The organism is Delftia acidovorans SPH-1, from assembly GCF_000018665.1.
GTDB classification, from domain to species: Bacteria; Pseudomonadota; Gammaproteobacteria; order Burkholderiales; family Burkholderiaceae_C; genus Comamonas; species Comamonas acidovorans.
Map to the genome: position 1 here is coordinate 5,415,786 of NC_010002.1, position 13,910 is coordinate 5,429,695.

Genomic DNA, 13,910 nt, shown 5'->3' on the forward strand with positions numbered 1-13,910 from the left:
CCTTCTTCTGTAGGGTAAAAACGAAACGCTCTGGAGCGTGTCAGGGCTGAATGGATACGGGCTTGATACTGCCGGGCACGATTTTCGCGCCATGGCTGCGGATCAGGGTCTGCACCAGAGAATGATTCATTACGATGTCTTCTGCAATGCGCTGGCGCTCATGGCTGGCCACCGCATTGCGCCGCGCGGGGCTGTCCACCACGGCGCCTTGCTCCACATGCAGTTGCCGGGCCAGGCCGGCAGCCTCCAGCGCTGCACGCAGGCGCTCACGCGTGGCGGGCTGGGCCAGCGAGCTGCTTTCCACGCGCAGCGTCCATGCATCGCCATCGCGCGCCACCAGTTGCGACTGCAGCGCCAGTTGCCGCGCCAGCGCCGTGACGGCCTCGGCCTGCACCAGTTGCTGGACGGCAGCGTGCCAGACATCGCCCTCGGGCGTGCGCTCCACGGTCGGCGCGGGTGGCGCACCGGGGGAATGGCGGCCACGTTCGGGAGCGAAGTCCTGCACATCGATCTGAGTGTCGATCTGCGGTTCGGCCTGCCGTGCCACGGCAGCGGCAGGCGGCTCAAGGGCCAGATCTCCGTCATCGCTCCAGCGGCCTTCGTCGGCCCAGCCTTCATCGGGCATCCCGGCCCAGGCACCCTCGTCGGGCGCATCGGCATCCTGCGCCTGCGGCGCCTCATCGGCAGAAGAGTCTTCGTCTTCCTGCACATCGTCCACGGGCTCATCCACAGGCTCGTCCAGGGGCCCTTGGGCGACACGGGCGGCCGGCTGCACCTCTGGAGCAGCGGAAGGCCTGGCCTCCTGGACAGGCGCAAGCACGGGTTCCGGCCTGGCAACCGCGGCCACGGCCACGGGCGCCTGAACAGGCGCTGCAGCCGCAACGGCTTGCACCACGGGAGCGACCACGGCGGGCGCAGCGGTCACGGGAGATGCGGCAGGCGCGACAGGCGCGACAGGAGCAGGAGGCGCGACCGGGACGGGCATGGCCGCCTTGGCTGGGGCAGCGGGAGCCTCAGGCACAGCGGGCTGTGCGGGCCGCGCCTGCGCAACGGGCGCGGGAGATTCAGGCTTCGCCGTGGAGGGGGTCAGCGCTGGAGTTTTTTTTTCAGCCGCGCCCGGGGCGGGCTCTGCAGATTGCGGCTTGAACGCCAGCAGCCGCAGCAGCGCCATGGTCAGCGCCGCGTACTCGTCGGGTGCCAGGCCCAGTTCGGCCCGGCCATGCAGGCAGATGCTGTAGAGCAGCTGGGTCTCGTCGCGCGGCATCAGCACCGCAAGGCGGGCGATCTCTGCGGCCTCTGGATCGCTGGCGTCGGCGGCCATCTGCGGCACGGCCTGTGCCACGGCCATGCGCTGCAGCACGGCGCACATTTCCTCCAGCGTGGAGGCGGCAGACAGGCCATTGCGGCGCAGCGCCTCGGAGGTTTCCACAACCACCTGGCCATCAGCCTGGGCGAGTGCCTCGATCAGGCGGAACACATGGCTGCGGTCCACGCTGCCCAGCATCTGGCGCACCGTGGCCTCCTGCAGCTGTCCGCTGCCAAAGGCGATTGCCTGGTCGGTCAGCGACAGCGCATCGCGCATGGAGCCACGCGCGGCTCGCGACAGCAGGCGCAGGGCCTGGGGCTCGGAGGCCACGCCTTCCTGCCCCAGCACCTGGCCCAGATGCTCCAGCACGGTCTCGGGCGCCATGGGCCGCAGGTTGAACTGCAGGCAGCGGCTGAGCACGGTCACGGGCACCTTCTGCGGATCGGTGGTGGCCAGCACGAACTTCAGGTATTCGGGCGGCTCCTCCAGCGTCTTGAGCATGGCGTTGAAGGCCGTGTTCGTGAGCATGTGCACTTCGTCGATCATGAAGACCTTGAAGCGTCCCTGCACCGGCTTGTAGACAGCCTGCTCCAGCAGGCTCTGCACCTCGTCCACGCCACGATTGGAGGCAGCGTCCAGCTCCGTGTAGTCGGGAAAGCGCCCGCTGTCGATTTCGGTACAGGCCGCACAGACGCCGCAGGGCGTTGCCGTGATGCCGCCCTGGCCATCGGCGCCCTGGCAGTTGAGCGACTTGGCCAGAATGCGCGAGACCGTGGTCTTGCCCACGCCGCGCGTGCCGGTGAACAGATAGGCATGGTGCAGGCGCTGCTGCGTCAGGGCATTGGTGAGCGCCTGAACGACATGCTCCTGCCCCACCATTTCAGAGAAATTGCGGGGGCGGTATTTGCGGGCCAGCACAAGATAAGACATCCCGCGATTCTACGGGGCTGGGCGCCCTTGCCCGAGGCGACCCGGGTTTGGCCGGCCATGTCGTCCGGGCGGCCCGGTGTTTGCCCCTATAATCGAGAGTGACGGGCCTCCTCGCATGGGGAAGCGGCCAACCGGGTCAGGTGGGGAACCAAGCAGCCCTAACCGTGAAACCAGTGCCGAGGGCAAGGCTCGTCACCTTCATTGAACAGCAGGCCCTGCGGGCGCCTGCCCCGTCCAGGCCCGCTGCGGCACCCTCTCCTCCTTAACGCTCTGCGCCATCCACTTTGAGATAGCGCGCAACGCCTTGCGCCGCCTGCAGGCCGCTGGCCATGCACGCCGTCAGCAGGTAGCCGCCCGTGGGAGCCTCCCAGTCCAGCATCTCGCCGGCGCAGAAAACGCCAGGAGCGGCTGCGCACATGCCGTTGGCGTCCAGGGCTTCCAGCCGCACGCCGCCTGCCGTGCTGATGGCCTCGTCAATGGGTCGGGCCGCCACCACGGTGATGGGCAGGGCCTTGATGGCATGGGCCAGCCGCACAGGGTCGGCCACACCTTCCTTGCCCAGCACCTCATGCAGCACGGCGGCCTTGATGCCGTCCAGGCCCAGGCGCCCCTTCAGATGGCTGGCCAGGCTGCGCGAGCCGCGCGGATGGCGCACTTCCACCAGCACGCGCTCGGGCGTCAACTGGGGCAGCAGGTCGAGATGGACGGTGGCCTGCCCGTCGCGCGCAATGGCTTCGCGCAACGCCGCAGAGACGGCATAGATCAGGCTGCCTTCCACGCCCGTGGTCGTGGCAACGAATTCGCCCTTGCGCGAGAAAACATGGCCCTTGCCATCATCAAAGGACAGCGCCACAGACTTGAACGGCTGACCTGCAAAGCGCTCGGTGAAATAAGGACTCCAGCCGCGCGCAGGCTGGGGGCTGGCGCCCAGCAGCTCGGCCATGAACTCCCGGCGATCGATCTGTCCGCCCGAAGCCGCGCCATCCAGACCCACATCGAACCCGCAGTTGGAAGGCTTCAACACAGCGACTTCAACACCGCGCTGTTCCAGCAAGGGCAGCCAGGCGCCATCCGAGCCCAGGCGCGCCCAGCTGCCACCACCCAATGCCAGCACCACGGCCCTTGCCCGCACCTGCAGCCGCCCTTCGGGTGTATCAAAGCCCAGCGCATCGCCGTCCTGCCAGCCCACCCAGCGGTGGCGCGTGTGCAGCACCACGCCCTGGGTCTGCACACGCACCAGCCAGGCACGCAGCAAGGGCGCAGCCTTCATGTCCTTGGGGAATACGCGGCCCGAGCTGCCCACAAAGGTTTCCACGCCCAGTTCACCGGCCCAGGCACGCAGTTGATCCGGCGACAGCAGCTCCAGCCAGCGCGACACCTCGGCACTGCGCTCGCCGTAGCGGGAGACAAAGGCGGGCAGGTTTTCGGAATGGGTCAGGTTGAGCCCGCCCTTGCCGGCCATGAGGAACTTGCGCCCAGCGGAGGACTTGGCCTCGAACACATGGACATCCAGCCCCTTGCCGGCCAGCCCTTCGGCCGCCATCAGGCCCGCAGGCCCCGCACCGATCACCGCCACATCGCAGTCCATCGTGCGCGCTGCCGCACCGGGTTCAAAAGCATCCATCACATCAGTTTCCATTCCATGCTCGCATTCAACTTGGCGCTGACGGCCGGCACATATGCCTGCAGCGCGGGCGCGCAGAATACCCTGCCGCAGGCCGGTCTGCGCGCAGGCGCCACTAATTCCCGGAGTCCCGGCAACCCTGTCGCCACCCCATAAACAGCTATGACAGTCATAGCATTGAGCTACCGCCCATACGGTGCAGCAGGTGATAGGTTTCTGTCACAATCTTTTTGCGGTGCGGATTTTCCTGCGCCTTCCTCATTGCGAAAAATCAAGGACTCCACCCATGGCCAGCGAACTGATCAAACACATCTCCGACGCAAGCTTTGAAGCCGACGTCTTGCAGCCTGGCACCACGGTGCTGGTCGATTACTGGGCCGAATGGTGCGGCCCCTGCAAGATGATCGCCCCCATCCTCGACGAAGCAGCGCAGACCTACAAGGAAAAGCTGTCCATCGCCAAGATGAATGTGGACGAGAACCGCGAGATCCCCGCCAAGTTCGGCATCCGCGGCATTCCCACGCTGATGCTGTTCAAGGATGGCCAGCTGGCCGCCACCAAGGTGGGCGCCCTCAACAAGGCACAGCTGTCCGCTTTCCTGGAACAGCACCTGGCCTGATTCCCCCGACGGCCCCGCACACGGGGCCGTCACAGATGCGGGCCGGCGTTGGCCGCAGCACCGCATCGCACTGGCGCATAAACGAGGCGCCAGTGCAAATTTCCCTGTGACCTGCGGATTTTTTCCTGTCATAATGCCCTTCATCACCGGCCTTATGCATTGAAGGCCGCGCTGAGACCCTCAGGCAAGCCAGCCCACTTCCACAGTGTTTCGCTTGGCTCAACGCCTTCCCCTGGTTTCTTTCCACTCCGTTCTGGAGTCACTCCATGCACCTTAATGAACTCAAGGCACTGCACGTGTCTGAAGTCCTGAAGCAGGCCGAAGCGCTTGAGATCGAAAACGTCGGTCGCATGCGCAAGCAAGAGTTGATGTTCGCCATCATCAAAAAGCGAGCCAAGGCAGGCGAACAAGTGTTCGCCGACGGCGTGCTGGAAATCCTGCCGGACGGTTTCGGCTTTCTGCGCAGCCCCGACACCAGCTACACGGCCAGCACCGACGACATCTACATCTCGCCCAGCCAGGTCCGCCGCTTCAACCTGCACACCGGCGACATGATCGAAGGTGAGGTGCGCACGCCCAAGGATGGCGAGCGCTACTTCGCACTGACCAAGCTCGACTCCGTCAACGGCGGCTCGCCCGAGCAGAACAAGCACAAGGTGCTGTTCGAGAATCTGACCCCCCTGTTCCCCACCCAGCAGCTGCGCCTGGAGCGCGAGATCAAGGGTGAGGAGAACATCACCGGCCGCATCATCGACATCATCGCCCCCATCGGCCGCGGCCAGCGCGCGCTGATCGTCGCACCGCCCAAGAGCGGCAAGACCATGATGATGCAGAGCATCGCCCACTCCATCACGGCCAACCATCCCGACGTGCACCTGATGGTGCTGCTGGTCGATGAGCGCCCCGAAGAAGTGACCGAGATGCAGCGCTCGGTCAAGGGCGAAATCATCGCCTCCACCTTCGACGAGCCCGCCACGCGCCACGTGCACGTGGCCGAGATGGTGATCGAGCGCGCCAAGCGCCTGGTCGAGCTCAAGAAGGACGTGGTCATCCTGCTGGACTCCATCACCCGCCTGGCCCGCGCTTACAACAACGTCGTGCCCTCGTCGGGCAAGGTGCTGTCGGGCGGCGTGGACTCCAACGCCCTGCAGCGCCCCAAGCGCTTCTTCGGCGCGGCACGCAATGTGGAAGAAGGCGGCTCGCTGACCATCATCGCCACGGCCCTGGTCGATACCGGCAGCCGCATGGACGAAGTGATCTTCGAAGAGTTCAAGGGCACGGGCAACAGCGAACTGGCCCTGAACCGCCGTCTCTACGAAAAGCGCGTGTTCCCCGCCATCGAACTCAACAAGAGCGGCACACGCCGCGAAGAACTGCTGCTGGCTCCCGAGATCCTGCAAAAGACCCGCATCCTGCGCCAGTTCATGTACAACATGGACGAGATCGAGGCCATGGAGCTGATGATCAAGAACATGCGGGCCACGAAGACCAACGTGGACTTCTTCGACATGATGCGCCGCGGCGGCTGATCTCAGAGATCCAGCCCACGGCCCCCACAGACGCCTCGCTCACGCGGGGCGTTTTGCATTCCAGCCGCCCGTCTCACCACGCTGCGACAGAGGTGCCCAGCGCACAGGCCGCGCGCTCCCAGTGCATGGGCGCACCCGCCACCTCCACCGGCGCCCGCAGGCGCCGCGCCGCGCCCCAGGAGGTCGCCTCGATCGCCGCGCTGAAATCCTCGGCACCGTTCACCGGCGCCAGCGGGCAGGCATCCGGGTCGCCCACGCCATGCCCCGCCAGAAGATGCGCCGTGCGCGCCAACGAGGCGCGCACCGTGCTGCCGCCTTGCCCCTGCATGCGCCGCACCAGCGCCATCACCACGGCGGCAGCCATCAGATAGCCGGTGGCGTGGTCCAGCGCCTGCAGCGGCAGGGGCGTGGGCCGGTCACGGCCCAGCCGGTGCATGCCTGCATCGGCAATGCCGGCGCTCATCTGCACCAGGCTGTCGAAGCCGCGCCGCTGCTGCCAGGGCCCGCTCCATCCATAGGCGTTGAGCGACACATCGATGAGCGAGGGATTCAGCCGACGGCGCCACGCGGCCCCGAATCCCAGCCCCTCCAGCGCACCGTCCCGGTAACCATGGACCAGCACGTCGGCGCCGGCCAGCAGTTGCTCGAACACGGCACGATCCTGGGGCGCGCGCAGGTCCAGCCGGGCACAGCGCTTGCCCAGCGTGACTTCAGGCACCGTACCCGGCTCCTCCCAACCGGGCGGATCGATGCGCAGCACCTCGGCACCATGGCCCGCCAGCCAGCGCGTGGCGGCGGGACCGGCCAGGATGCGCGTCAGATCCAGCACGCGCAGCCCCTGCAGCGGCCGCTGCGCCGATGGCTGCCACGCACCAGCACTGAAACTGAAGGGCTGGCCCGGCTGCGGATGCATCTGCCACGCCAGCAAAGGCTCCTGCTGCACGGCCTGCCCCTGCGGATGCGCAGCCCAGGCAGCCAGCCCGCGCATGGCGGCGGCACAGCCGCCCTGCGCGACAACGGCCGACTCCAATTCATGCGCCGCCCAGCGCCTGGCCGCCGTCGCCACAGCCTCCCGGTTGGCCGGCGCGCCGAGCACGGCCAGTGCCGCTGCGCGGTGGTGGGGCGCATTGGTATGCAGGCGGATCCAGCCATCGGCCGTGCGGTAGTCACCGGCCACGGCGTCCCACAGCGCGGGCATCTCCCAGCCCAGTGGATGCAGGCTGCTGCCAAACCACAGGGACGCGAGCCTGCGGTCCACCACCACCTGCGGCGCGGCAGCGCCGCATTGGGCCACCAGCTCGGAGATGGCAAGGCCTGCCACACCCAGGCTGGCCGCCGCCAGATCGGAGACCGGAAACACCGAGGCCAAGGCGCCTTGCCCGCGCATCTCCAGGCGGTGCAGCGCGCCCTGGGCACCTTCCAGTGCCGCCCAGATCTGGGCGGCGCAGTGATCAAAAGCGCAAGGGGACGGAAGACTGGACATGGAGCACTCCTGGCAACGGAAACAAGGGTTGGAACTCGCACCATAGATTTCCAGAAAATATTGTCAATATTGATTGAATAAATCAACATATCATCACATCCATGCCCGACTACCTGAACTCGACCGAAGCCACCGCACTGCTGGGCGTGAGCCGCGCCACGCTGTATGCCTATGTCAGCCGAGGACTGCTGCACGCCCACGCGGCAGACACGCCGCGCGAAAGCCGCTACCTGCGCGAAGAGGTCGAGCAGCTCGCGCGCCAGCGCGGGCAGGGCCGCAAACCCCGCGAAGTCGCCCAGGCCGCGCTCAACTGGGGACTGCCGGTGCTGGAGTCATCGATCACGCTGATAGAACAGGGCCGCCTCTACTACCGTGGCGAGGACGCCGTGGACTGGGCACGCTCGCACACGCTGGAAGAGGCCGCCGCCCTGCTCTGGCAATACCCGGCCGATGCCGCCTTCGCCGCACACGCCGTGGAGGCCGCCCCTGTGCTGGCCGACCTGCAGCAGCGCATGGCCGGCCAGCCTTGCGAAAACACGCTGCTGGCCCTGTTCACCGTCGCCAGCGATGACGCGGCCACTGCCGCATGGCAGCAATCGCCCGAACGGCTGGCGGCAGGCTGCGGAGCGCTCCTGCGCCTGCTGGCGGCCTGCCTGCTGGGCACGGCGCCGGACAAGGCCCCCATCCACCTGCAATGCGCCCAGGCTTGGGCGCTGGACACACAAGGCGCCGACCTGGTGCGCATGGCCCTGGTGCTGTGCGCCGACCATGAACTCAACGCCTCCGGCTTCACGGCGCGCTGCGTGGCGTCCACGGGCGCCAGCCTGCGGGCGGCCGTGGTGGGAGGACTTGCCGCCCTGACGGGCGGGCGCCACGGCGGCACGACCGCGCGCGTCGAGGCGCTCTGGGACGAGCTGGGCGAGGCGCAGGCCCCGGCACGCCTGCGCCAGCGCCTGGCGCGCGGCGAGACCCTGCCCGGCTTCGGCCACCACCTCTACCCCGAAGGCGATGTGCGCGCCGCCCTGCTGCTGGAAATGCTGCCCAGGCAGGGACCGGCGGCGGCCCTGGCGGCCGAAGTGATGGCACTCACTGGCCTGGCCCCTTCGGTCGATTTCGCATTGGTGGCCCTGCGGCGGCACCTGCAGTTGCCGACGGGCAGCGCCTTCGGGCTGTTCGCGCTGGGCCGCTGCGCTGGCTGGCTGGCACAGGCGCTGGAGCAGCGCGCCACACGGCAGATCATTCGGCCACGCGCGGCGTACACGGGCCCCAGGCCCGCCGGCTTGGCACGCAACTGAGCACTATGCGATAATGCAGGGCTTTTTCTTGCGGAAAGTACGCTTGATTTGAACCGCTACAAAGGTTGCAGCGGGTCAGGCACGGCTACCGCACTTGCATCAGAAGGAAAGATCATGAAAGAAGGCATCCACCCCAACTACCGCGAAGTTCTGTTCGTGGACCTGTCCAACGGCTTCAAGTTCGTGACCCGCTCCTGCGTGAACACGAAGGAAACCGAAACCTTCGAAGGCAAGGACTACCCCCTGTTCAAGCTGGACACCTCGTCCGAGTCGCACCCGTTCTACACCGGCACGCAAAAGTCGGTGGACAACATGGGCGGCCGTGTGGAGCGCTTCCGCAACCGTTTCGGCAAGAAGTAAATCCTGCTTCTCCGGCCAGAAGGGCAGCACGGGCAACCGCGCTGCCCTTTTGTTTTTCGCAGTCCGGCCAATCCCTGCCGGCCAGCCATGTTCCACGCTTTTCGAGGCCCTTGCTTCGCGTATTCTTGCGCCCTCCGTTGCAGAAAGTCCTGTGAGTGAACCAGCCCACCCCTGCCATCGTTGCCCAAAGCGCCGTGCGCCGCCTGCCCCGCTGGTCGCTGCTGCTGCTGTGCCTGGCCTATGTCGTGCCCGGATATGTGGGGCGCAGCCCCTGGCGCATGGCCGACATGGAGGCCTTCGGCTACATGCGGGAGCTGGCCCTGGGCCATACCTCGTGGCTGGCACCGCGCATGGCGGGCCTGCTGCCCGAATCCGAGGGCCTGCTGTCGTACTGGCTTGGCGCGCTGGCCATGCAGGGAGCGCCTTCCTGGCTGCATCTGGAGATGGCGGCACGCCTGCCCTTCATCGCCATGCTGGTGCTTACGCTGACGGCCACCTGGTGGGGCGTGTACTACCTGGCGCGCACGCCGGGCGCGCGCCCCGTGGCCTTCGCCTTCGGCGGCGAGGCACAGCCCACCGACTATGCGCGCGCCATGGCCGATGGCGGCCTGCTGGCCCTGGTGGCCTGCCTGGGCCTGGCCCAGCTTTCCCATGAAACCACCAGCTACATGACCCAGCTCGGCTGCGCGGCCCTGCTGTTCTTTGCCGCCGCAGCCATGCCCTACCACGGCCGCACCGCCATGCTGGCGCTGCTGCTGGGCCTGCCGGGCCTGGCGCTGAGCGGCGCGCCCACCGTGGCCACGCTGTTCGGCCTGGGCGGTGCGACCATGGCGTTTTTCTCGCGCACCTGGGGTGACGAGCCCTCGCCCGCGCCGCGCGAGGCGCGCATCTGGACCGCGCTGTGGCTGGGGGTCACGCTGCTGGCGGCTGCACTGTCCTGGTGGCTGGACCAATGGGCCTGGCGCCTTGTGGACAGCGGCACCGCCAAGGAATGGCAAAGCCTGGTCAGGCTGCTGCTGTGGTTCAGCTGGCCGGCCTGGCCGCTGGCCATGTGGACCCTGTGGGTCTGGCGCCGCCAGATCGCCGCGCCTCGCCGCTATCCCCATCTGGCGCTGCCGCTGTGGTTCGCCGTCATTCCGGTGATCGCTTCGCTGAGCACGCTGCCTGCGGACCGTGCCCTGCTGCTGGGCCTGCCCGCCATCGCCACGCTGGCAGCCTTTGCCCTGCCGACGCTGCGCCGCAGCATCAGCGCATTGATCGACTGGTTCACCCTGCTGTTCTTCAGCGCCGCCGCCATTGCCATCTGGGTGATCTGGCTTTCGCTGCAGACAGGCATTCCCGCCAAGCCGGCTGCCAATGTGGCCAGGCTGGCTCCGCAGTTCACGCCGGAATTCTCGGTGCTCTCCTTCGCCGTGGCGGTTGCCGCCACCTTGGCCTGGTGCGTGCTCGTCGCCTGGCGCACATCGCGCAACCGCGCCGCCATCTGGAAGAGCCTGGTGCTGCCGGCCAGCGGCGCCACGCTGGGCTGGCTGCTGCTGATGACGCTGTGGCTGCCGCTGCTGGACCACGCGCGCAGCTTCGAGCCGCAGATGCGCCAGGTGCTGGCCGAACTGCCCAAGGACGGCAGCTGCGTGCAAACCTATGGCCTGCCCCGCGCCCACATTGCGGCGCTGCGGTTTTACGGCGACATCGACACCCAACGCCTGAGCATGGCCGGCGCCGCACGCTGCGACTGGATGGTGGCCGAGGAAGAAACCTGGCTGGACCCGCACAGCGCGCGCCTGCAGGGCACCTGGGAAACCGTGGCCCGCGTGGTGCGCCCCACCGATCGCAAGGACTTCCTGCTGGTCTTGAAGCGCAGGCCTCAGGCGAGCCGCGCCCAGGCCAGGCCATGAGCCAGCCCGCGCGCGCGCCACTGGGCACCGAACGGCGCACCATCGCCCAGCACGCGCTGACCGTGCTGGCCGGACAGCTGGCGGTGATGGCCTTCGGCGTGACCGACACCATCGTGGCGGGCCGCTACGCCGAAGAAGCGCTGGCAGCGCTGTCCGTGGGCTCGGCCATCTTCGTGAGTGTCTATGTCTCGCTGATGGGCATCTTCCAGGCCCTGCTGCCGCTGTGGGCCGAGCATCGCGGCGCCGGACAGCCCGAGGCCATAGGCCGCACGCTGCGCCAGGCCATGTACATGCTGCTGGCCGCCTGCGCCCTGGGCATGGGCGTGCTGCTGTTTCCCGATGCGCTGCTGCGCTGGGCCGATGTGCCGCCACCGCTGCAGGTGGAGGTGCGGGCCTATCTTTCGGTGCTGGCCTGGAGCCTTCCGGCCGCGCTGCTGTTTCGCATCTACAGCACACTGAACCAGGCGCTGGGCCATCCCCTGCTGGTGACCTGGCTGCAGTTGCTGTCGCTGCTGCTGAAAATCCCCCTGTCGATCTGGCTGGCCTTTGGCGGCGCCGGCCTGCCTGCGCTGGGCGCCGAGGGCTGTGCCTGGGCCACGCTGGTGGTGAACTACGCCATGGTTGCCCTCGCATTCGTGCTGATGCGCAGCCAGCGCCTGTATGCGCCCCTGGCGCTGTGGCAGCGCATGGAGCCCCCGGACTGGCCGCAACTGGCGCAGTTCGCTCGACTGGGCGTTCCTGCAGGGCTGGCAATTTTGGTGGAGGTGACCTCGTTCACGCTGATGGCCTTGTTCGTGGCGCGCCAGGGCACGCTGTCCTCGGCCAGCCACCAGATTGCTGCCAATCTTGCGGCGCTGTGCTACATGGTGCCCCTGTCCCTGGCGATTGCCACCAGCGCGCGGATCAGCTACTGGCGCGGCGCGGGGGACGAGGCCATGGCGCGCCGCCTTGTCACCATGGGATGGCGGCTTGCGGCAACGGGTGGACTGGTGCTGGCCTCGGCACTGTTCCTGTCCCGCGAGGGCCTGGCCAGCATCTACAGCAGCAACCCCGAGGTGGTGTCCACTACCGCCAGCCTGCTGGCCTGGGTGGCTGCCTACCATGTGGCCGACGCCGTGCAGACCTTCTGCCTCTTCGTGCTGCGCTGCTACCGCATCACCGTGGCGCCGCTGGTCATCTACTGCCTGCTGCTGTGGGGCGGCGGACTGGCCGGCGGATACTGGCTGGCCTACGGCACGGACAGCGCCCTGCCCGCCTGGCTGCACCATGGCACGCCCGCCCCGTTCTGGGCCAGCAGTGCCTGTGCGCTGCTGGTGACGGCCCTGGTGTTCAGCGCCATCGTGCGCAAAGCCACAAGCCGCTGAACGGCAACGGCCGTTCACACGGGGCCACGCCTATGCGGCGCGGCTTTCGCGGGCCTCGCCGACTTCGCGTGTGCCTGGGGCCGCGATGCGGACACGGCTGGCCGGAAAGGTCACGGAAAACTCCGACCCCTGGCCCGGCGCGCTGGTGATGCCCAGCTTGGCGCCATGGCGCTGCAGCACATGCTTGACGATGGCCAGGCCCAGGCCCGTGCCGCCGGTGTCGCGCGAACGGCTGCGGTCCACACGGTAAAAGCGTTCTGTCAGACGTGCCAGGTGCTTGGGTTCGATGCCTGGCCCGGAGTCCTGCACGGCAAAGCGTGCCGATCCATCAGGCAGGCTCTCCCAGGTCACCTCGATGCGCCCGCCTGCCGGCGTGTAGCGCATGGCGTTGGCCAGCAGGTTGGAGAAAGCGCTTTGCAGCTCGGCGCTGGCGCCGGCCACCTCACCGGCCTGCGCCAGCATCTCGGCCGACGGAAAGCTCAGCGCATGCGGCAGGGATTGCTTGCGCGTGAGCATGGAAGACAGGCCGCGCGCCTCGTTCTCGCAGCGCTGCATCAGCTGGGCCACGGGCACCCATTCGTTGCTGCTGGGCAAGGGGCTGCCCTCCAGGCGCGACAGCGCCAGCAGGTCTTCCACCAGATGCTGCATGCGCTCGGCCTGCTGGGCCATCAGTCCCAGGTAGCGGTTGCGCTCCTCGGGCTCCAGCGGCAGGTTCTGCAGCGTCTCCACAAAGCCCACGAGCACGGTCAGCGGCGTGCGGATTTCATGCGAGACATTGGCCACGAAGTCGCGGCGCATGGCCTCTGCCTGCTCCACCGCGGTGACATCGCGCGCCAGCAGCAGCTTGCGCCCTTCGCCATAGCCATACAGCTGCACCGACAGCTTGACGGGCCGCGAGGCCGTGCTTTCGCGGCCCTGCATGACCAGGTCGCGTGAGAAATCCTGGGTGGCGAAATAGGCGCTGAACTCGGGGTCGCGCACCAGGTTGCCAATGCTTTGCAGCAGGTCGCGTTCGGCATCGAAGCCGAACTGCCGCGCCGCGATCTGGTTGCACCACTCGATACGTCCATCGGCATCCAGCAGGACCACGCCATTGGGGCTGGCCTGCAGGGCGGAAAGAATGTCGTTGAGGCGCTGATCGCCCTGCTGCACCTGCTGCACGCTCTGGCGCAGCCACCGGCGCATGCGCACGCTGGCCTCACCCCAGATGCCGCTGAGCTCGGGCGCCTCCCGCAACTCCGACTGGCGCAGCCAGGACAGCAGGCGCATGGCGTTCCAGCTGTCCACCAGCCACCAGATCCAGCCCGCGCACAGCGCTCCCGTCAGGGCCGCCACGGCCTGGGCGGCCATGCCGGGGCTGGAGGCGGACATGACGCCCCAGAGCCACCAGCCCAGCAATGCGCCCGCGATCTGGGACGCCAACAAGCGAAAACCTCGCCAACCCATACTTGCGCCTTCTTTGCGTTGTATTCGCTGCCCGGGGCAGCGGCGCCCTGGCATGACCC

At 67.7% G+C, this 13,910-nt stretch carries 10 protein-coding genes and 1 other RNA gene; 7 read left to right on the forward strand and 4 right to left on the reverse strand.

What is annotated here, in order from left to right; genetic code table 11:
• Positions 1-40 precede the first annotated feature (40 nt).
• On the reverse strand, positions 41-2,236 hold the full coding sequence (dnaX, locus tag DACI_RS24770) for a DNA polymerase III subunit gamma/tau (RefSeq protein ID WP_012206702.1): 2,196 nt from the start codon (positions 2,234-2,236) through the stop codon (positions 41-43).
• Positions 2,237-2,336: 100 nt separating this feature from the next.
• Between dnaX and ffs the strand changes: the two genes are divergently transcribed.
• Positions 2,337-2,433: signal recognition particle sRNA small type (gene ffs / locus DACI_RS30845), an RNA gene on the forward strand.
• A 65-nt stretch (positions 2,434-2,498) separates the two neighbouring features.
• Here the strand turns inward: ffs and DACI_RS24775 are convergent.
• On the reverse strand, positions 2,499-3,875 hold the full coding sequence (locus DACI_RS24775) for a TIGR03862 family flavoprotein (RefSeq protein WP_012206703.1): 1,377 nt from the start codon (positions 3,873-3,875) through the stop codon (positions 2,499-2,501).
• Positions 3,876-4,146: 271 nt separating this feature from the next.
• Between DACI_RS24775 and trxA the strand changes: the two genes are divergently transcribed.
• The gene (gene trxA / locus DACI_RS24780; RefSeq protein WP_012206704.1) at positions 4,147-4,479 is read left to right on the forward strand and encodes a thioredoxin TrxA; all 333 of its coding nucleotides are present in this window, start codon (positions 4,147-4,149) and stop codon (positions 4,477-4,479) included.
• Between the two features lie 266 nt (positions 4,480-4,745).
• Positions 4,746-6,008, forward strand: coding sequence for a transcription termination factor Rho (gene rho / locus DACI_RS24785; RefSeq protein ID WP_012206705.1), 1,263 nt, complete (start codon positions 4,746-4,748; stop codon positions 6,006-6,008).
• Positions 6,009-6,081: 73 nt separating this feature from the next.
• Here the strand turns inward: rho and DACI_RS24790 are convergent, their stop codons facing one another.
• Positions 6,082-7,491 (reverse strand): CoA transferase, encoded by a 1,410-nt coding sequence (locus DACI_RS24790; protein ID WP_012206706.1) that lies wholly within the window; start codon positions 7,489-7,491, stop codon positions 6,082-6,084.
• Between the two features lie 101 nt (positions 7,492-7,592).
• On the opposite strand from DACI_RS24790, the gene DACI_RS24795 reads away from it, so the two are divergent.
• The 4 genes from DACI_RS24795 to DACI_RS24810 all read left to right on the forward strand — a co-directional run bounded on the left by DACI_RS24795 (position 7,593) and on the right by DACI_RS24810 (position 12,405).
• On the forward strand, positions 7,593-8,786 hold the full coding sequence (locus tag DACI_RS24795) for a citrate synthase family protein (RefSeq protein WP_012206707.1): 1,194 nt from the start codon (positions 7,593-7,595) through the stop codon (positions 8,784-8,786).
• Positions 8,787-8,900: 114 nt separating this feature from the next.
• On the forward strand, positions 8,901-9,146 hold the full coding sequence (locus DACI_RS24800) for a type B 50S ribosomal protein L31 (protein WP_012206708.1): 246 nt from the start codon (positions 8,901-8,903) through the stop codon (positions 9,144-9,146).
• Positions 9,147-9,301: 155 nt separating this feature from the next.
• On the forward strand, positions 9,302-11,041 hold the full coding sequence (locus tag DACI_RS24805) for a hypothetical protein (RefSeq protein WP_012206709.1): 1,740 nt from the start codon (positions 9,302-9,304) through the stop codon (positions 11,039-11,041).
• Positions 11,038-12,405: an MATE family efflux transporter gene (locus DACI_RS24810; RefSeq protein ID WP_012206710.1), complete on the forward strand. Its 1,368-nt coding sequence runs from the start codon at positions 11,038-11,040 to the stop codon at positions 12,403-12,405. Before DACI_RS24805 ends, DACI_RS24810 begins: the two co-directional genes overlap by 4 nt.
• A gap of 30 nt (positions 12,406-12,435) precedes the next feature.
• Here DACI_RS24810 and phoR read toward each other — a convergent pair whose 3' ends face one another.
• Entirely contained in the window at positions 12,436-13,830 is a 1,395-nt protein-coding gene (gene phoR / locus DACI_RS24815) for a phosphate regulon sensor histidine kinase PhoR (RefSeq protein ID WP_012206711.1), read from the reverse strand.
• Positions 13,831-13,910 lie beyond the last annotated feature (80 nt).